Source organism: Microbacterium sp. 1262 (assembly GCF_040544895.1).
GTDB lineage: Bacteria > Actinomycetota > Actinomycetes > Actinomycetales > Microbacteriaceae > Microbacterium > Microbacterium plantarum.
This window is the reverse complement of sequence record NZ_JBEPKU010000001.1, coordinates 2,125,304-2,145,276: the sequence shown is the minus strand read 5'-3', so window position 1 is coordinate 2,145,276 and position 19,973 is coordinate 2,125,304. Positions and strand designations below refer to the sequence as shown.

General features: G+C 71.0%; 14 protein-coding genes. 4 read left to right on the top strand and 10 right to left on the bottom strand.

What is annotated here, in order from left to right; translation table 11 throughout:
- The first annotated feature begins 32 nt into the window (after positions 1-32).
- Entirely contained in the window at positions 33-203 is a 171-nt protein-coding gene (locus ABIC53_RS10225) for a CsbD family protein (protein ID WP_023952533.1), read from the top strand.
- A 59-nt stretch (positions 204-262) separates the two neighbouring features.
- On the opposite strand, the gene galK is transcribed toward ABIC53_RS10225, so the two are convergent.
- Complete coding sequence (galK, locus tag ABIC53_RS10220; protein ID WP_502915521.1) at positions 263-1,453, bottom strand: galactokinase; 1,191 nt, start codon at positions 1,451-1,453, stop codon at positions 263-265.
- Positions 1,450-2,610: a galactose-1-phosphate uridylyltransferase gene (gene galT, locus ABIC53_RS10215; RefSeq protein ID WP_114589247.1), complete on the bottom strand. Its 1,161-nt coding sequence runs from the start codon at positions 2,608-2,610 to the stop codon at positions 1,450-1,452. Before galT ends, galK begins: the two co-directional genes overlap by 4 nt.
- Before the next feature lie 63 nt (positions 2,611-2,673).
- On the opposite strand from galT, the gene ABIC53_RS10210 reads away from it, so the two are divergent.
- A complete protein-coding gene (locus ABIC53_RS10210) occupies positions 2,674-3,657 on the top strand; it encodes a LacI family DNA-binding transcriptional regulator (protein WP_354451337.1) in 984 nt (327 codons plus the stop codon).
- An 82-nt stretch (positions 3,658-3,739) separates the two neighbouring features.
- Here the strand turns inward: ABIC53_RS10210 and galE are convergent, their stop codons facing one another.
- From galE to ABIC53_RS10180, 6 genes are all read right to left on the bottom strand, one after another.
- Complete coding sequence (gene galE / locus ABIC53_RS10205; RefSeq protein ID WP_354451335.1) at positions 3,740-4,720, bottom strand: UDP-glucose 4-epimerase GalE; 981 nt, start codon at positions 4,718-4,720, stop codon at positions 3,740-3,742.
- A gap of 40 nt (positions 4,721-4,760) precedes the next feature.
- Positions 4,761-6,512 (bottom strand): glycoside hydrolase family 35 protein, encoded by a 1,752-nt coding sequence (locus ABIC53_RS10200; protein WP_354451333.1) that lies wholly within the window; start codon positions 6,510-6,512, stop codon positions 4,761-4,763.
- Entirely contained in the window at positions 6,509-8,047 is a 1,539-nt protein-coding gene (gene arfA, locus ABIC53_RS10195; protein ID WP_282502020.1) for an arabinosylfuranosidase ArfA, read from the bottom strand. The genes ABIC53_RS10200 and arfA overlap by 4 nt, the downstream gene beginning before the upstream one ends.
- Positions 8,048-8,121: 74 nt before the next feature.
- Positions 8,122-9,459, bottom strand: a complete 1,338-nt coding sequence (locus ABIC53_RS10190) for an ABC transporter substrate-binding protein (RefSeq protein ID WP_502915548.1) — start codon at positions 9,457-9,459, stop codon at positions 8,122-8,124.
- 92 nt (positions 9,460-9,551) lie between these two features.
- The gene (locus ABIC53_RS10185; RefSeq protein ID WP_112616345.1) at positions 9,552-10,430 is read right to left on the bottom strand and encodes a carbohydrate ABC transporter permease; all 879 of its coding nucleotides are present in this window, start codon (positions 10,428-10,430) and stop codon (positions 9,552-9,554) included.
- Positions 10,427-11,350, bottom strand: coding sequence for a carbohydrate ABC transporter permease (locus ABIC53_RS10180; protein WP_112616347.1), 924 nt, complete (start codon positions 11,348-11,350; stop codon positions 10,427-10,429). Before ABIC53_RS10180 ends, ABIC53_RS10185 begins: the two co-directional genes overlap by 4 nt.
- A 171-nt stretch (positions 11,351-11,521) precedes the next feature.
- On the opposite strand from ABIC53_RS10180, the gene ABIC53_RS10175 reads away from it, so the two are divergent.
- Positions 11,522-12,505: a LacI family DNA-binding transcriptional regulator gene (locus ABIC53_RS10175; protein WP_282502022.1), complete on the top strand. Its 984-nt coding sequence runs from the start codon at positions 11,522-11,524 to the stop codon at positions 12,503-12,505.
- Between the two features lie 113 nt (positions 12,506-12,618).
- Positions 12,619-16,524, top strand: a complete 3,906-nt coding sequence (locus ABIC53_RS10170; protein ID WP_282502023.1) for an RICIN domain-containing protein — start codon at positions 12,619-12,621, stop codon at positions 16,522-16,524.
- 171 nt (positions 16,525-16,695) lie between these two features.
- On the opposite strand, the gene ABIC53_RS10165 is transcribed toward ABIC53_RS10170, so the two are convergent.
- Entirely contained in the window at positions 16,696-18,957 is a 2,262-nt protein-coding gene (locus ABIC53_RS10165) for a beta-galactosidase (protein ID WP_282502024.1), read from the bottom strand.
- Positions 18,954-19,925, bottom strand: a complete 972-nt coding sequence (locus tag ABIC53_RS10160) for a serine hydrolase domain-containing protein (protein WP_282502025.1) — start codon at positions 19,923-19,925, stop codon at positions 18,954-18,956. Before ABIC53_RS10160 ends, ABIC53_RS10165 begins: the two co-directional genes overlap by 4 nt.
- Between the last annotated feature and the right edge of the window lie 48 nt (positions 19,926-19,973).

The window sequence follows — 19,973 nt, the reverse complement described above, 5'->3', positions numbered from 1 at the left end:
GGGGCGCCACCACCGAAAGAGAGGAGCCCATCATGGGTCTCGACGACAAGATCAAGAACGCCGCCCAGGACATCGCCGGCAAGGCGAAGGAAGCCATCGGCAAGGCGACAGACAACGACAAGCTCGAAGCCGAGGGCAAGGCCGATCAGGTCAAGGCCGAGGCGAAGAAGACGGGCGAAGACGTCAAGGACGCCTTCAAGTAAGCCGCGTGACTGCAGAGGGGGATGCCGTGTCGGCATCCCCCTCTTGTGGTCTCGTCGCGTCAGCTGTCGCGGCGCGCGCCGGCCGACGGGCTGACGGGGAAGATCGTCGGGGTCGCGTACCCGGCGGCAGCGAACGCCTTCTCGACGGCATCAGCTACGTCGTCGCCGGCGGCGGTCTCGACGAGTGCGATCGCCGCACCGCCGAAGCCACCGCCGGTCATGCGCGCGCCGATGGCGCCGGCCGCGCGGGCGGTCTCGACGGCGAGGTCGAGTTCGGGGACGGAGATCTCGAAGTCGTCGCGCATCGAGGCGTGCGAGGCGTCCAGCAGCGACCCGATCGCTCGTGGCCCCTGCTCCCGGAGGGTCTGCACCGTGTCGAGCACACGCTGGTTCTCGGTGACGATGTGGCGGACCCGGCGGAAAGTGACGTCGTCGAGCAGCTCGGCGGCACGGTCGAGGTCGCCGACCGACAGGTCGCGCAGCATCGGGACGCCCATGACCCGCGCGCCCTTCTCGCACGACGCGCGGCGCTCGCCGTAGCCTCCGGTGGAGTGCGCGTGCTTGACGTTGGTGTCCATGACCAGCAGCGTGAGCCCCGCGGCGGCGAAGCCGAGCTCGACCTCATCGGTCTCGAGCGAACGGCAGTCGAGGAAGGTGGCGGCATCCGGCTCGCCGAGCATCGACGCCATCTGGTCCATGATTCCGGTGGGAGCGCCGACGGCCTCGTTCTCGGCGCGACGGCCCACCTGCGCGAGCGCGACGGGGTCGAGTCCGAGGTTCCACAGCTCGTTGAGTGCTGAGGCGGTGGCGCCCTCGATCGCCGCGGACGACGACAGGCCTGCGCCGACCGGCACGTTCGACGCGAACGCGAGATCGGCGCCGGTCAGCGCGGTCGGGTCTGCGCCGGCGGCCTGGATCAATGCCCAGGCGACGCCGAGCGGGTATGCGGACCACTCGGGCACGGCGTGCTCGCCGCCCGTGGTCGGGAAGATCGCGTCGAGGTCGGCGATCGCCACCTCGACCGGCACCGTGTCGAACGTCGAGATGACGCGCAGCCGGCCGTCGTCGCGGGTAGCGAGCGCCACGTGCGTGCGGTGGGGCGTGGCGAACGGGAACACGAAGCCGTCGTTGTAGTCGGTGTGCTCGCCGATGAGATTGACGCGGCCGGGCGCCGACCACTCGCTCGTCGCGGTCGCGCCGAGCGAGGTCAGGAGGTCGCGCGCATCGGTGCGCGGATCGGTGTCGGTCACAGGGTCACTCCTTCTACGGCCTCGCGGATACGCGCGGCCGCGGTCTCGGGCGGGATGTCGCCGATCCAGGCGCCCATGGCCGCCTCGGAACCGGCGAGGAACTTGAGCTTGTCGGCGGCGCGGCGCGGGCTCGTGAGCTGCAGGTGCAGACGCGCGGTGTCGCGCGCATGGCGGACCGGAGCCTGGTGCCACGCGGCGATGTACGGCGTCGGGGTGTCATACAGCGCGTCGATGCCGCGCAGCAGGCGCAGGTAGAGCGGGGCGAGTTCGTCTCGCTCGGCGTCGTTCGTCTCGGCGAAGTCGGCGACGTGCCGGTGGGGGAGCAGGTGCACCTCGATCGGCCAGCGTGCGGCGAACGGGACGAACGCCGTCCAGTGCTCGCCGCGGAGCACGACCCGCGGGCCGGCCTGCTCGAACTCGAGGATGCGCTGGAACAGGTCGGGAGCCGTGCGGTCGATCGAGTCGAGCAAGCGGGTCGTGCGGGGCGTGATGTACGGGTAGGCGTAGATCTGCCCGTGCGGATGCGGCAGGGTGACGCCGATCGCCTCGCCGCGGTTCTCGAACGGGAATACCTGCTCGATGCCGGGGAGCGTCGAGAGCGCGGCCGTGCGGTCGGCCCACGCCTCGATGACGGTGCGGGCGCGGGTGACCGTCTGGGTGCCGAACGATCCGGCGTGCTCGGGAGAGAAGCACACGACCTCGGTGCGTCCGACGCTCGTGCGGGTGCGGCCGAGGCCGAGGTGGGCGAGGTCGTCGATGCCGCGGGGAGGATCGGATGCCGCGGGTGCGCCGCCGAACGCCTCGGCGAGGGCGGGACCGAACGACGGCGACTTGTTCTCGAAGACGGCGACGTCGTAGCGCGACGGGATCTCGGAAGGGTTGGTGGGTGTCTGCGGGGCGAGCGGGTCGAGCTCGGCCGGGGGCAGGAAGGCGCGGTTCTGCCGTGATGCGGCGATCGAGATCCAGTCACCCGTCAGGACGTCCTGCCGCATCGTCGCGGTCTCGGGGCGCGGGTCGAGGGTGCGGGCGTCGACCGCTCGCTCGGGGCCGAGCGTCGTCTCGGGGTCGTCGTAGTAGATGAGCTCGCGGCCGTCGTCGAGTCGCGTGGAGCGTTTGACGACGCCCGCGCCGAGCGGCACGGCGGGAGGAGCGCTGATGTTCACGATAACACGCTACATCCCGGCCGTGCTATCGTCAACACACCCGACGAGAGGACCGGCATGCGCGTGTCGATGGCCCAGGTGGCGGCCCACGCGGGCGTCTCGGCGCAGACCGTTTCGCGCGTGGCCAACGGCAGCCCGCGCGTCGACCCCGCGACGCGGGCCCGCGTCGAGGCGTCCATGGCGGCGCTCGGCTACCGCATGCATCGTGCCGCCCGCGCCCTGCGCACCGGCCAGACCCGCACGATCGGCCTCGTCGTCTCGACGCTCGCCTCGGTCGGCAACTCCCGCATGCTGCAGGCCATCGCCGACGCGGCGAGCGAGCGCGACTACGCCCTCGCCGTGGTGACGGTCGCCGGGGCGCGTGACATCGCGGAGGCCTTCGCACAGCTGCGCGACCAGGGCGTCGACGGGGCGATCGTGCTCAACGAGGCGACGCGGCTCGCTCGTGACACCGCGCCGCCCGCCGACCTGCGTCTCGTCGTCGTCGACTCGCCGCCCGACGACCGTTTCGCGATCGTGCAGACCGATCACGCGGGCGGCGCCCGGTTGGCGACGCGGCATCTGCTCGAGCTGGGGCACGCGACGGTGCACCACCTCGCGGGGCCCGAGGCGTCGTTCGCGGCGCAAGAGCGCGAACGCGGCTGGCGCGAGGCGCTGATCGACGCGGATGCCGTCGTGCCCGAGGTCGTCCGCGGCGACTGGACCTCGCGCGGCGGTCACGCGGCGGGAGCGGGGCTCGCGGGCGCCACGGCGGTGTTCGCCGCCAACGACCAGATGGCGCTCGGCCTGCTGCGGGCGTTCAGCGACGCCGGTCGCGCTGTGCCGGACGACGTCGCGATCGTCGGGTTCGACGACGTCGTGGATGCCGCGGAGTACCGGCCTCCGCTGACGACCGTCCGCCAGGACTTCGACGCCCTCGGCGCCCGCGCCGTCGAGGCGCTCGTGGAGGTCATCGAGTCGGGCTCAACGGCCGCGTTGCGCACCGTTCCCACGGAACTCGTGGTCCGCGCGAGCTCGGTACGCGGTTTCGCGGCGGAATGAGGCGCAGTTCGGGGTGCCCGACGCGGTTCGAACCGCGCGTCATCCCCGGAACTGCGCCTGATCCCCGCGCTCGGCGAGCGGGTCAGACGGATGCCGCGCGGCGGGCCTCCCAGCCGGTGCGGACCATCTCGTCGACCGAGTAGCGATTCGCCCATTCGAGGTCGCGGGCGGCGAGCTCTCCGGTGGCGACGATGCGGTCGGGGTCGCCGGGCCGGCGGGGGCCGACTCTCGGCGTGAAGTCGATGCCGGTCACCCGGGCCATCGCGTCCATGATCTCGCGGACCGAGAGGCCGTTCTGCGACCCGAGGTTGTAGGCCGGCTCGACGTTCTCGCCGGCCGCGAGGCGCTGGGCGGCGACGACGTGGGCCGCCGCGATGTCGGCGACGTGGACGTAGTCGCGCACGTTCGTGCCGTCTTCGGTGTCGTAGTCGTCGCCGTTGATCTGCGGGGTCTCGCCGGCGATCAGCTTCTCGAAGACGATGGGGAAGAGGTTGTGGGGGCTCGTGTCGTAGACGGACGGGTCGCCCGAGCCCACGACGTTGAAGTAGCGCAGCGAGGTGTGGCGCAGGGGTGCGGGGGAGTCCACGGTCGCGACGGCCTGATCGCGCAGGAGCCACTCGCCGATGAGCTTCGACTCGCCGTAGGGCGACGCGGGACGTTTGGGCAGGTCCTCCGTGACGAGCGGCACGTCGGGGGTGCCGTAGACGGCGGCGCTGGAGGAGAAGACGATCTTGTCGACGCCCGCGGTCTCCATCGCCTCGAGCACGATCCGCGTGCCCTCGACGTTCTGCGCGTAGGTGTGCAGCGGGCGCGTCACGGAGACGCCGGCGTACTTGTAGCCGGCGACGTGGATGACGCCCTCGACGCCGTGCTCGCGCAGCGCGCCCTCGACGAGCGGACGGTCGAGGATCGAGCCGCGGACGAACGGCACGCCCTCGGGGACGAACCCCGCGTGCCCGCTCGACAGATCGTCCAGGACGACGGGGTCGAGGCCCGCCGCGGAGAGGGCGCGCACGACATGCGCGCCGATGTATCCAGCACCACCGGTGACCATCCAGCTCATGACATCCATCCTGCCCGATCCTGGCGGGGCTCCCTCACGGTCACTCCTCGCGGTGGCCGAGGTCGGGCTCCGCGACGAAGGCGGCGACGGGGTCGACGACGTGCTCGAGCTCGACGACGACGACCTCGTTCGCCCCGGCGCGGGTCGCGGGAGCGGGAACGTAGAGCGTGCGCTGCGGGCCACTGCGCCAGTACCGGCCGAGGGAGAACCCGTTCACGAACGCGTAGCCCTTGCTCCAGGCCTCCGTGTCGAGGAAGAGGTCGGCGGGCTCGTCGAGGTCGAACGTGCCCACGAGACCGGTGCGTCCGGCGACGGCGTGCTCGGACGCCCGGGCGATGCCGGCGGCGACGGCCGCGAGGTCGACGGGCTGCGCCGACCAGCCGGTCAGCTCGTGGCCGCCGAGGGTGACGGGGCCGACGAGGCCCTTGTTCTCGCCGAGGCGGACGTCGTAGTTGACGCGGCCCTGGTCCTCGACGAGCACCGTCAGCCGCGCCCCGCGGGGGATCGGCAGCGACCGCTCGTGCAGCGCGCGCTGCAGGCGGCCGATCGGCGCGCCGTCGACCGCGACCCAGGCGAGGTCGCGGACCTCCGCGAAGGCGAGCACGGCGCTGTCGGAATCACCGAACGGCTCGGCGGGCAGCGCGATGTCGTAACGCACGAGAGGTCCGAGCTGTCCGAGCTCTTCGAACGTGGGAGGAAGGTCGACCGCGCCGCCGTCAGCACCCGTCGCGGGCAGCCAGTCGCCCGTGGTCCGCAGCGGGACCGACAGGACGGGAGCCGCAGGCCGCGCGGGCGGCACCTCGTCGGGGACCGGGGCGTACCGGGCGATGACCTCGCGGAACGCGTGGTACTTCTCGGTCGGGTGGCCCGATTCGTCCAGCGGAGCGTCGTAGTCGTACGAGGTGACGATGGGGGCGTAGCGGCCCTTGTCGTTCGCGCCGTTCGTGGTGCCGAAGTTCGTGCCGCCGTGGAGCATGTAGATGTTCACCGACGCTCCCGCGGCGAGCAGCGCGTCGAGCTCGGATGCCGAGGCCGCGGCATCCGTGGTGTGGTGCACCCCGCCCCACCAGTCGAACCAGCCGTCCCAGAACTCCGAGCACATGAGCGGCCCGGTCGGCTGGTGCTCGCGCAGCGTCGCGAGGCGCTCGGTGGCGCGCGAGCCGAACGATCCGGTCGTGTGCAGGTCGGGCAGCGTTCCGGCCGCGAGCATGTGGGGCTCGGGCTGGTCGACGGTCGTCAGCGGCACGGTGATGTCGCAGGCGCGGGTGAGCTCGGTGAGCGTGCGGAGGTAGTCGTGGTCCGAGCCGTAGGCGCCGTACTCGTTCTCGATCTGCAGGAGCACGACGTTGCCGCCGCGATCGATCTGACGCGGGGCGACGATCTCGTAGACCCGGCGCAGGTAGGTGCTCACCGCCTCGAGGTACTGCGGCTCGGAACGGCGCAGCCCGATGCCGGGCGTGCTGGTGAGCCACACCGGAAGTCCGCCGTTGTGCCACTCGGCGCAGATGTACGGGCCGGGGCGCACGATCGCATGCATGCCCTCCGCCGCGATGAGGTCGAGGAAGCGCCCCAGGTCGTTCCAGCCCGTGGCATCCCATTCGCCGCGCACCGGCTCGTGGGCGTTCCAGGCGACGTACGTCTCGATCGTGTTGAGCCCCATGAGCCGCGCCTTGCGGATGCGGTCGGCCCAGTGGTCCGGGTGGATGCGGAAGTAGTGCAGGGCTCCCGCGAAGACCCGGTGGGGGCGCCCGTCGAGGAGGAAGTCGGTCTCGCCGATGCTGAAGGTCGTCACGCGGTCACTCGATTCGTTCCGGGGTTCAGGCGCACGGTCACGCGCGCCCAGGAGAGCGGGGGAAGGGTCAGGGTCACGGCGCTGTCGCGGATGTCGACGGCGAGGGATGCCGGCGCGACGGGCTGCGACGACGCGCTGTTGACGGTGTGCCGGTCGCCGCCGGCGGGGACGGTCAGCACGAGCGCCTCCGCGCCCGCGGCCGAGCGGTCGAGATCGATCGTGACGGGTGTCTCGGCGTCGAGTCCGCGGTGCACGAGGAAGATCGACAGCTCGTCGCCGGCGATCGTCGCAACGGCGTCGACGGCGCCCACGTCGCCGTAGCGCGCGGTCGGGATGACGCCAGTGTCGATGACCGGGACAACGACGTGGCCGGATGCCGCGGCCGCGGTCAGCTGGAAGGGGAAGAAGGTGGTCTGCCGCCAGGCCGCGCCGCTCGGCTCGGTGCGGATCGGCGCGATGACGTTGACGAGCTGCGCGAGATTCGCCATCGAGACGCGGTCGGCGCGGCGGAGCATCGTGATGAGGAGGGACCCGACGACGACGGCATCCGTGACGGTGTAGTCGTCCTCGATGAGGCGCGGGGCGACGGGCCAGTCGCCCGTGAACACCTCGGGCTTGTCGACCTCGTTCCAGCGGGTCTGGTTCCAGACGTTCCACTCGTCGACGCTGATGCCGATGGGGTCGGTGATGCCGCGCTCGGCGCGCACCTCGTCGATGATGCCGGCGACCTCGCCGATGTAGGCGTCGAGGGCGGCGCCGGAGGCGAGGAAGCTCGCGGGGTCGCCCGGGGTCTCCTCGTAGTAGGCGTGCACGGAGATGTGGTCGACGAGTCCCGCGGTGTGACGGAGCACGGTGCGCTCCCACTCGCCGAAGGTCGGCATCTCGTGGTTCGAGCTGCCCGCGGCGACGAGCTCGATGTCGGGATCGATGAACCGCATGAGCCGGGCGCTCTCGGCGGCGAGGCGGCCGTACTCGTCGGCGGTCTTGTGCCCGATCTGCCAGGGGCCGTCCATCTCGTTGCCCAGGCACCAGAGCCGGATGCCGAAGGGCTCGGCGCGCCCGTTCTCGCGGCGGCGCTCCGACAGGGCGGTGCCGCCCGGGTGATTGGCGTACTCGAGCAGGTCGGCGGCCTCGGCGACGCCGCGCGTGCCGAGGTTCACGGCCTCCATGAGCTCGAGCCCCGCCTGCTCGGCCCACGCGGCGAACTCGTGCAGCCCGACCTGGTTGGTCTCGGTGCTGTGCCATGCGGCATCCAGGCGCACGGGGCGCTGGCCGCGCGGGCCGACGCCGTCCTCCCACCGGTAGCCCGAGACGAAGTTGCCCCCGGGATAGCGCACGACGGTCGCGCCCAGCTCACGCACGAGCTCGAGGACGTCGGCGCGGAAGCCGGCGTCGTCGGCCGTGGCGTGACCCGGCTCGAAGATGCCGTCGTAGACGCAGCGGCCCATGTGCTCGACGAAGGTGCCGAAGAGCCGGCGCGGGACCACCGGCCCGGGTGCGGCCGTGTCGAGCGAGATGCGGGTGGGGGAGGTCATTGCTCTTCTCCTGGGGGGACATGGCGAGGGGCGGGCCGGACCGAAGCTCGATGCGACCCGCCCCTCGTCGGGCGTCACTTGTTGACGGTGAAGCCCTGGTCGTTGCCGTACTGCACGAGCTGGTCCTGCCACGTGGCGAGGCCCTCGTTCAGGTCGGACTTCGAGGCGTAGGACTGCCCGACGGTGTCGCTGAAGATGCTGTTCGCGTACACCTGGAAGGGCAGGTACTGCCAGCCGGGACGCACGTCCTTGGCCGCCTGCACGAGCACCTCGTTGATCTTCTGGCCGCCGAAGTACTCGGGTGCCTTGTTCAGGAACTCATCCGACTCGAGCTGCGCGGTCGTCGAGGGGAAGCCGCCGCTCTCGGCGAAGATCGTCAGGCTCTCCTCGGCGTTGTTCAGCCACTTCAGGAACGCGGCGGCGAGGGCCGGGTTCTCGCTCTGCTTCGTGACCGCCTGGCCGCCGCCGCCGTTCTCGGCCGAGACCGGGGTGCCGTCGTAGGTCGGCATGGGAGCCACGCGCCAGTCGCCCGCCGCGTCGGCCACCGACGACTCGAGGTTGCCGGGCATCCAGGCGCCGATGACGAGGGTCGCGATCGAGCCGTCGCCGAGGCCCTTGAACCACTCGTCGCTCCAGCTCGGGGTGCTGGCGATCAGGTCGTCCTCGACGAGCGTGTTCCAGGTGTCGGCCCACTTCTTCGAGCCCTCGTCGGCGACGTTGATCGTCACGTCGGTGCCATCGGCGGAGAACGGCTGGCCGCCCGCCTGCCAGATCATGCTGGTGGCGAAGCCGGCGTCACCGGTATCGTTCGTGATCTTCTTCGTCGGGTCGGCGGCGGTGAGCTGACGCGCGGTGGCGATGTACTCGTCCCACGTCGTCGGGACCGTCAGGCCGTACTGGTCGAAGACCGCCTTGTTGTAGAACAGCGCCATGGGACCCGAGTCCTGCGGGAGGCCGTAGATCTTGCCGTCGAAGTCGACGGAGTTCCACGTCGAGGCGGTGTAGTCGCTCTCGAGGTCGCCGAAGCCGTAGGGCGCGAGGTCGAGCAGCCCGTCGGTGAGGGCGAACTGCGGGAAGGCGTAGTACTCGATCTGCACGACGTCGGGGGCGCCCGAGCCGGCCTTGATCGCGTTCTGGAGCTTGGTGTACTCCTCGGTGTTGGTGCCCGCGTTGACGACGTTGACCTTGACCTCGGGGTACTTCTTCATGAACGCCTCGGCCTGCGCCTCGGCGGACGGGGTCCACGACCAGTAGGTGATCTCACCGCCGGCCTTCAGGGCCGCGTCGAGGTCGTCGGGGTTGCCGCTGCCCGCGGCGGGGCCGGAGGACGAGCAGGCGGCCAGCACGAGGCCGGCGGCTGCGGTCAGGGCCACGACGGATGCGGCGCGACGCAGCGCCGATCCCTTGCGCATGGGTGTCATGGGAGTTCCTTCACTTCGTTGTTGTGGATTCGGGTTGTTGTGGATTCAGGTGGTGCGGAATACAGGGTCTTCGGGGGGTGTGCTCACTGCTTGACGCTGCCGGCGCTCAGACCGGACTGCCAGAAGCGCTGCAGCATGAGGAAGGCCACCACGATCGGGATGATCGACAACAGCGATCCGGTGATCACCAGGTTGTAGATCGGCTGCGCCGCGGCTCCGGTGGCCTGGGCGTTCCACTGGTTGAGCCCGACGGTGAGCGGGTACCAGGCGGGGTCGCTGAGCATGATGAGCGGGAGGAAGTAGTTGTTCCACGTGGCGACGACCGCGAACAGCAGCACGGTGACGATGCCGGGCATGAGGAGCTTGGTCGAGATGGTGAAGAACGTGCGCATCTCGCTGGCGCCGTCCATCCGAGCGGCCTCGAGCAGCTCGGTGGGAACGGCGTCGCTGGCGAACACCCACATCAGGTACAGGCCGAAGGGGCTGATGAGCGAGGGGATGATGATCGCCCACGGGGTGTTCGTCAGGCCCAGCTGGCTGAACATGAGGAACGTGGGGACCGCGAGGGCGGTGCCGGGAACGGCGACGGCGCCGATGACGACGGCGAAGACCGCCTTGCGGCCGCGGAAGTTGTACTTCGCCAGGCCGTAGCCCGCCATTGTGGCCAGCACCGTGGCTCCGCCCGCGCCGACGACGACGTAGAGGAGCGTGTTGCCGAGCCACCGGAGGAAGATGCCGTCGCGGTAGGTGAACGTGTCGACGATGTTGTTCCACAGGTTGAAGCTGTCGCCGAACCAGAGGCCGAACGTCGTGAACAGGTCGCCCTGCGTCTTCGTCGCGTTGATGATCAGCCAGAACAGCGGCAGCAGCGTGTAGAGGATGAACAGGCTCATCACGACGGTGAGTACGACGGACTTCCGCCGGGCGAACGGCGTGCTGCGGGCGAGGGCGGGAGCGGTCATCGCATCTCCTGACGGGATCCGCGCAACTGGACGACGTAGGCGATGACCGCCGTGATGACGCCCATGATGATCGCGACGGTGGCGGCGTAGTTGTACTGCTGGCCGGCGAACGAGAGGTTGTACGCGTACATGTTCGGCGTGAAGAACGTCGTGATCGTGTTCGGGGCCAGGGGCTTGAGGATGTTCGGCTCGTTGAAGAGCTGGAAGCTGCCGATGATCGAGAAGATCGTGGCGATGACGATCGAGCCGCGCAGAGCGGGGATCTTGATCGAGAGGATCGTGCGCCAGGCGCCGGCGCCGTCGAGGGATGCCGCCTCGTACAGCTCACCGGGGATGGTCTTGAGCGACGAGTAGAAGATCAGCATGTTGTAGCCGACGAACTGCCACGTCACGATGTTGCCGATCGAGACCATCATCCACTCGGGGAGGAAGGGTCGCAGGACCTGGGCACCGAGCAGATCGTTGATGTTGCCGGCGAGGCCGAACTGGTCGCCGTAGATGTAGCCCCACATGAGGACCGCGACGACGGCGGGCACGGCGTAGGGCAGGAAGATGATGATCCGGTAGAAGCCCGAGGCGTGCAGGCGCGCGCTGTCGATCGCGAGGGCCGCAGCGAGGGCGAGCACGAGCATGATCGGCACCTGGATCAGCAGGAACAGCAGCACGCGGAGGAAGCCGTCCCACAGCTTCGGGTCGGCGAAGGCCGTCAGGTAGTTCTCGAAGCCGACGAACGCGTTGCCGCCGACGATCTGCTCGCGGAAGAAGCTGAGGTAGAGCGCGTAGGCGAGGGGTGCGAGGAAGACGAGGGCGAACACGATCGCGAAGGGCCCCACGAAGAGCCATCCGCGCTGTTCGACGCTGACGCGCCGCCGCTTCCGCGCGGTGCGCACGGCGGGAGGGGGTGCCGTTGTGGTCGTCATCGTCCGTGCCTCTTCTGTGATGCAGGCGCTCGCCGATTGAGCGCGGATGTTGACGTAAACATAACTCGGAGACGCTAGCATGTCAACGTCAACATCAAGGAGGATCCGGGCATGGGTAAAGCAGGGCCAGCCGTACGCCCGGACGCTCGACCGCGGCGTCGGGAAGTGTCGATGGCCGACGTGGCGGCGATGGCCGGCGTGTCGGGTCAGACCGTCTCGCGGGTCGCGAACGGCCGCGAGAACGTCGACCCCGAGACCCGGGCGCGCGTCCAGGATGCGATGGCGCAGCTCGGCTATCGACCCAACAGTGCCGCGCGTGCACTGCGTTCGGGGCGCTTCCGCAGCATCGGCGTGATCATGTTCTCGCTCGCGAGCTACGGCAACACGCGCACGCTCGACGCCGTGGCATCCGTCGCCGCCGAGGCGGGGTACTCCCTCACCGTCATCACGGTGCAGTCGGCGACGCAGTCCGACGTCTCGGGTGCATTCGTGCGCCTGGCCGAGCATGCCGTCGACGGCGTCATCATCCTGATCGAGACGCATCGTCTGGGCGAGCGCGAGCTGGCGCTGCCGACGGGACTCCCCGTCGTCGTGGTCGACTCGAGTGCCGATTACCCGTATCCCGTCGTCGACAACGACCAGACGCTGGGCGCGCGCCTCGCGACCGAGCACCTGCTCGACCTCGGGCACGAGACGGTGAGCCACATCTCAGGGCCGCGGGAGTCGTTCGCCGCCGAGCGCAGGCGAGCCGCCTGGCACGACACGCTCGTCGCCCGCGGTGCGGCTGTGCCCGAGGTGCACGTCGGGGACTGGACCGCGGAGTCGGGTTACGAGATCGGTCGGGCGCTCGCCGGCGACCACCGCGTGACGGCGGTCTTCGTCGCCAACGACCGCATGGCGCTCGGGCTGCTGCGCGCGCTGCACGAGGCCGATCGCCCTGTGCCGGCGAGCGTCAGCGTCGTCGGGTACGACGATGCTCCCGAGTCGGCGAACTTCTGGCCCCCGCTGACGACCGTACGTCAGCACTTCGACCGGATCGGCGCGGCCGCCGTGCGGTCGCTGCTCACCGAGATCGACGGGGGAGAGGTGCCGGCCGAGCGCACGCTCGTCCCCACCGAGCTCGTCGTGCGTGCGAGTTCCGGCCCGCGCCGCTGATCAACCGTTGCACCGGGACAGAGGCGTCCCGTAGGCTCGATGTTGACGTCAACATGTTTACGTCAACATCACCCCCCCTGAGGTCGCATCGTTGCGACCGGATAGGAATGACGATGAAGTCAGCTCGACTGATGTCGATGACCTGCGCGGTGGCGCTCGCGTCCGGTGGGCTCACCGCTGCGACCGCCGTCGCGCCCCCGCCGGTGCATGCCGCCGACGCCGCTGCCGTGCGGATCACTCCGAATCCCGCCACCGCCTCGGAGAAGCCGTTCGAGGGATGGGGCACGAGCCTCGTCTGGTTCGCCAACGCGACCGGCGACTATCCCGACGACGTCCGGCAGGACCTCTTCGACGCCGTCTTCGGCGACGAAGGCCTGAACCTCAACATCGCGCGCTACAACATCGGCGGCGGCAACGCCTCCGACGTCCCGCCGTACCTGCGGCCGGGCGGCGCGGTTCCCGGCTTCTGGAATCCGAACCTGCCGGCGACCGATGACGAAGGGGCGATCACCTCGACCTTCGCTGACCGCGACCGGTACCGGGATGCCTGGGACCCCGACGATCCCGACGCCTTCGACTTCTCCCAGGATTCCGCTCAGCGCTGGTGGCTCGACGCGCTGAAGGACAAGGTCACGCACTGGGAGGCGTTCAGCAACTCCCCGCCCTACTTCCTCACCCAGAGCGGCTACGTCTCGGGCGGGATCAACAACGCCACGAGCGAGCAGCTCGCCCCGGCGGACATGGACAAGTTCGCCGGCTATCTGGTGAACGTCGTCGACGAGCTCGAGCGGGTCCACGACATCTCGTTCGACACGATCGACCCGTTCAACGAGCCCAACACGAACTACTGGTCGACGCAGATCCCCGACGGTGCCACGTGGCCCACCGGCGGACGCCAGGAGGGTGCGCACATCGGGCCGGAGGCGCAGGACGCGATGATCGCCGCCCTCGCCGACCGCCTCGCGCAGCCGGGGACGACCACCGACGCGGTCATCTCGGCGATGGACGAGACCAACCCCGGCATCTTCGCCACCAACTGGAACACGTGGTCTGCGGAGGCGAAGGGCCTCGTCGACCAGCTGAACGTCCACACGTACGGCACCGGCGGGCGCCAGGTCGTCCGCGACATCGCCAAGGCCGCCGACAAGCCGCTGTGGATGAGCGAGGTCGAGGGCAACTGGACCGATCAGAGCAAGGGGTTCGTCACCGACGACATCGACAACGGCCTCGGCATGGCCCAGCACATCGTCGGTGACCTGCGCGAGCTCGAGCCCGACGCCTGGGTGTTCTGGCAGCCGGTCGAGGACCTCTACAACATGGAGAAGGTCGAGAAGCTGAACTGGGGCAGCGTCTTCATCGACTTCGACTGCAATGACGAGGGGCAGTCCGAGCGCCGGCTCCGCGACGGTGACGCCGACCCCTCCTGCAAGGTGCTGACGAACGAGAAGTTCAACACCGTGCGCAACTTCACGCACTACATCACCCCCGGCGACCGCTTGATCGCGACCGACAACGCGCAGTCGACGGCGGCGATCGACGCCGACGGCGAGGGCGCCACGATCGTGCACGTCAACGCCGAGGCCGCCGAACGCACGGTGGAGATCGACCTGAGCGACTTCGGCACGGTGGCCCCCGGGGCGACCGTGACCCCCATCGTGACGACGCAGTCGACCGCCGCGGAGCCCTCGGTCAACGCGCTCCGGCAGGGGCAGCCGGTCGCCGTGGACGCGGCATCCCGCACCGCGACGCTGACGGTGCCCGCCAAGTCGGTCGTGACCTTCGTCATCGACGGCGTCTCGGGCGTCTCATCGGATGCCGCGGCCTTCCGCGACGGCGAGACGGTGCAGCTCACGGGTCTTCAGAGCGGACTCGCCCTCGACGGCAGCTCGAGCCTCGCGGTCCGTTCACTCGCCACCACGGCCGAGGCCGCCCGCGGACAGGCCTGGACCGTCCGCACGATCGAGGGCGCGGGCGCCAACCGCCATCGCTTCACGCTGCAGAACGGTTCCGGGCAGTTCCTCGCTTCGCGCGGCACGGCCACGGCGCTCGTGGATGCCGACCCGGCGGCAGCCGCGGCCGATCCCGCCCTGCAGTGGATGGCCTCGACGACGGACGGCACGTACTACTCGGTGCTCAACGTCGCCGCGGAGCGCGTGCTCGACGTGAACGGCGGCAGCACGACGTCCGGCGCTGCGGTGGGCCTGTGGACCTCGAACGGCGGCGGGAACCAGCAGTGGCGCATCGCGAGCACGAGCGTCGCGGGCACCGAGCCCGTCACGGTCGCGACCGCTGTCGGCGTCGCCCCGACGCTGCCCGCGTCCGTGAGCGTGCGCTACGTCGGAGGGACGGTGCGACAGGCGCCGGTGACGTGGCAGCTCGACGGTGTCGACTTCTCGCGCCCCGGTGCGGTGGAGGTCACCGGCACGGGCACCGAGCTGTTCGGCGGCTCGTTCGAAGCGACCGCGACCGTCGAGATCGGCGCCTACACCGCGACGCGGCCGGCATCCGTCACCGTCCCGGCCGGAAGCGCCCTCGACGCCGTCAGGAGCCAGGCCGACGACACCGTGGAGGCCGAGCTGCGACCCTCGGGAGCGGGCTTCCCGGTCCCGGTCGAGTGGGCGTGGGACGGCATCGCCGATGGTGCGTTCGCCGAGCCCGGCACGGTCTCGGTGCCCGGCGTGGCCACGGGCCCGAGCGGCGAGAAGCTCGACGCGCGGCTGACCGTGATCGTCACGGCCGCGTCCGAGCGCAACGTCGCCCCCGAGAGCCGCCCGAGCGCGACCTTCACCGAAAGCGCGCAGTACGCGGTGAGCAACACGATCAACGGAAGCTCGACCGACAAGGGCTGGTCGAACTGGCGCTCGGGCACGAAGAACGCGCAGGACACCCTGAGCTACGCCCTGGCGCAGCGCGAGACCCTGACGCGTGTCGCCGTGCAGTTCTACCGCGACGGCAGCTCGCTGAGCTGGCCCGCGACCATGCGGGTCGACCACCGCGTGAGCGGCGGCGACTGGGTCGAGGGCGACCTCGTTCCGGTGCCGGAGCCCACCGCGGGTGCGCCGCGCGTCGAGGTGCCGGTCACCGGCGCCGCCGACGAGGTGCGCGTCGTGCTGAACGCCCGTCCCGACACGCACATGATCGTGTCGGAGGTCGAGATCTTCGCCGCAGCACCGGCGCCGGCCGGGATCGCGGATCTCGCGCGCCTCACGGTCGGCGACGAGCCCGTCGACGGGTTCGCGCCCGACACGCTGGAGTACACCGTCACGACGACGGGGTCCGCGTGGCCGATGCTCCACGCGCTCGCGGTCGACGACGATGCCACGGTCGTCGTGACCCAGCCTGGCGAGGACCAGGCTGGCGACGTGCAGCGCATGGCGGCGGATGCCGCGCCTGCGGCCGACGACGTGATCAGCAGCACCGGAACCGTGACGGTCACGGCTCCCGACGCCGCCTCGCGCACCTACTCGGTGACCGTGAACCGCGCCGTCGGCGTCGAGACGCCGGTCGTGTCGGGCGAGCCGCGCGTCGGCGCGACCGTGCGCGCGGTGGCCGTCACCGATCCCGCGGACGCGGCACGCGCGTTCGTCTGGCTGCGCGACGGGGCGGCGATCGATGGCGCCACCGCCGACACCTACGCGCTGACGGCCGCCGACGAAGGCCGGGAGATCTCGGTCGAGGTGGCCGCCGAGGCGGCCGGCTTCATCGACGGCAGCGCCCGCTCAGCGGCGATCGTCCCGACCGCCGCCGTCGTCGACCCGGGAACGGGCGGCGGCACCGATGGCGGCACCGGCGGCGGCACCGGCGCTCCGGGTTCGGGCGCTGGCTCGGGTTCGGGTTCGGGTAGCGGCTCGGCGACGGGGGCCGGAGCGAACGGCTCGGCTGCCTCGACGGACGCGCGCGATCTCGCACGCACGGGAGGGGATGCCGGCGGCATCACCGCGACGGTGATGGGCGCGCTCGCGCTGCTCATGCTCGGCGCCGGAGCGCTCGTGCTGCGTCGCCGACGCGCGCAGGCCTGAGCGCCTGAGGACCTGAGCGCCCGACGACGCAGGCCGTGCCGATCGATGTGAACGATCGGCACGGCCTCGCCGTCTCCGGAGAATCCCGCGCTTCTCGGAGCTTCAGCTCTCGCGGCATCCGATTTACGCGTCATTCTCCGAGTTCGCTGGCGCCGCGCGCCGCGTGCCGCATCACGCGAGGTGCTGCCAGGGACCGCGCAGCCGGAGCGACGCGCGTAGGGATGTCGCCACGGCATCGGCTCGCCGCGACTCCGCATCCGTCGCGAGGGCGATCGTCGAGGCCGGAGACAACGCCAGCACCTCGACGGTGATCTCGCTCGTCGGTGTCGCACCGGCGTCCCGAAGCGACAGCGACCAGCGCGTGCCGTCCCAGAAGCGGTCGTCGACGATGCGGCCGTCGACCAGGAACCGTCCCACGTCGCCCGCCCAGTCGAGGTCGAGCACCGCGTCCGCCTCGGGGTCCAGCGAGGTCGCGGGGAGCTGCACCCGGTACCGGGCGGCCCGCTCGGCGAACGTCTCGTCCGACGGCGCGCGGTGACGCGGGCCGCCGAAGCCGTAGTCCGTCGCCGGAGCGGCTGGCGGGCGGACGAGCTCGACTCCCACCGGCGCGCTGCCCATCGCGGTAACGCGGCCGGGCCCGCCGGGCGCGCCGGGCGCGCCCGTGACGATCGACCACTCGCCGGTGTGCGGGTCGTAGCGGTGAGCCTCCCGAGCGCCACGGAGCATCGCGATGTCGGCATCCCACGCCAGCTCGCCATCGGTCAGCCACAGCTCCGGGCGCGACCCGGGGCGCACCCAGAGCCGGTCGGCGTCGGCGGCCGGCAACACCACGACATCGAGGTCGTCGAAGCGGAGCGGAGCGCGTCCCGGCCGGGCGACCTGCGATCCGGCCTGGCCGATCGCGATCTCGGCTGGGATGCCGCGATCTTCGAGCAGCACCAGCGTCGGACGCGGGCCGCCCGAGAGGACCGTGATCAAGGTGGCCGTCGCCCAGGCGACCCGTGCCCGACCCACGGTGAGCCCGACGGGCCATCGAGCGAGCGTCCCCGCGGGGACCGTGACCGGACGTGACGGGAGCACGGTCTCGGTGTCGCCGACGACGACGCGCAGCTGGACGTCGGCGACGTCCTCCACCTGTTCGTACGGCTGGTGGTGCGAGATCACGACGACGCCCTCCGCTCCGTCGGAACGCAGCGCCCACCGGAGGGTGGTCCGGTCGTCGAGCGACGCGGCGCGGACGTCGGGAAGAGCAGACGACATGCCGGACAGGCGGTCGCCGAACGCGGTGAGGAAGGCGTGCTGCGCGCGCAGCAGCGGAGCGGAGTCGGCGAGGTCGCCCGACTGCCCGATCGGGGCGTGGAAGTCGTAGCCGAACTCGGGGAGGTCGTTGGGATACCCGGTGTCGATCGTCTCCTGCAGATCGGGTCCGGGGTTCCGGCCGCCGACGAACATGTAATAGCCCTGCCAGGCCGACCCGTTGCCGATCTTGATGTGGGCGAGCGCGGCGACATCGCGTCCTCCGAGTACCGGGCGACGGTGGTACGCGGTGGCCATCCCCCCGCCCAGCTCGCAGGTCGCCGGGGGGAAGCCGTGCAGGTCGGCCGTCGCGCTCGCCGCCGCGAAGCCCTGGCTCGCGCGCACGTCCGCCCCGACCCCCGGGTCGTCCCAGTCGTGTGAGGGGAAGTAATGCGCGCGGAACGTCGGGTCCCAGGGTGCGCCCGGGTCGACCCAGAATCCGTCCGCATACCCGCCGAAGAGCGGCATGACCTCACCGTCGGGCAGCTGCGCCCCGCCCCAGGCCGTCGCCGTCCACAGGGGTGCCGCCATGCCCGCTTCGCGGGCGAGGCGCTTGAGCGTGACCAGGTGCTCCGGACGGTCGTACAACTCGTTCTCGAGCTGGATGCCGATGACCGGCCCGCCTGGTCGCGCGCGGCCGCCCAGGGACGCGGCGAGCTGGCCGAACCACTCCCGGACGAGGTCGAGGTAGCCGGGGTCATCGCTGCGGAGGATGACCGGCAGAGCCTGAACCCAATCGGGGAAGCCGCCGTTGCGGGACTCGCCATGCGCCCACGGGCCGATGCGCAGCACGACATCGAGTCCCGCCGCAGCCGCCTCGTCGACGAAGGCCCCGATGTCGAGGTTCCCGTCGAAGCGCGGGTGCTCGCGCTCGGCGACGTGGTGGTTCCAGAAGGCGTAGGTCGATGCGACCGTGACGCCGGCGGCGCGCAGCTGCCGCATCCGCTCGGACCAGCGATCGCGCGGCAGTCGGCTGTAGTGCACCTCGCCCGACACCGGCACCCAGCCTTCACCGTGCCGGTACAGGGCGCGGTCGGTGACCGAGATGCCGCGGGCGCGCTCGTGGGGAGCGGGCAGCGGTGCGGGCCGTTCGGGCTGCGGCCACGCGGAATGCTCGACGCGGAGCAGCTCGCTCACAGCGCGCCGACGATCGCGTTGTCGAGTTCGTCGATGTCGACGCCGGAGCGCAACGCCCGGTTGGTCAGCAGCACCCACGCGATGCCCGCGGTCGGGTGCACCCAGAACTCCGTTCCCGCCCAGCCGCCGTGACCGTAGACGTCGCGGTCGATCAGGCCCGGCGCTCGGGTGCGGAGGTTCCAGGCGAGACCCCAGTCCTGCCCGCGCTCGGCAGGGTACGGCTCCAATCGGGGGATGTCGCCGGTCAGGGGTCGCCGCATCATCGCGAGCGTCGCCGGGGCGAGGATGCCGTCGCGGGCGCCGGCGTGGATCCGCAGCAGTTCGGTCCCGAGCGCGAGCAGGTCGTGCGCCTTCCCGGCGAGGCCGGCCCCGGGGTTGCGCTGCGCGGCGAAGGCCGCCATGTCGGCGCCCGCGGCGGCGGCATCCGCGATCGGCGCCGTGCCGTCGAGGTCGACCGACAGGCCGCCGGCGCCGATGCCCGATGCCCAGTCGGCGATGTCGTCGTGCCAGGTGCGGCCGCTCACGCTCTCGACGAGTGCGGCGACGCCCTCGAAGGCGAGCGTGGAGTACCGCGAGGCCGTGCCGGCGACGAAGTCACGGCCGCGGGTGAGCAGCTCGGTACGGAGCGGGAGTCGGGTGTCGAGCGGCGGCTCGCTGATGCCGCTCGTGTGGCTCACGAGGTGCGAGAGCCGCACGATGTCGTCCCGGTCGCGGCCGAACTCGGGCAGGGCACGGGTCAGCGGAGTCTGCAGCGTGAGCTCGCCGCGCTGGATGGCGCGGGCAGCGGAGATGCCCAGCAGCGGCTTCGTGATCGAGAAGAGCGCGTACCGATCGTCGATGTCCGCCGCGACGGCGTCGAGGGCGAGGACGCCGTTCGCATCGGCGACCCCGACGACCGCGGACGGCAGGCGGCCGTCCGTCACATGCCGGCGGGCCCAGTCGAACGCAGCGGTGAAGCTCGATGTCATCGCCCCAGCCTACGGGAAGCGTTTTCCGTTCGCGCCGGCATCCGGCCG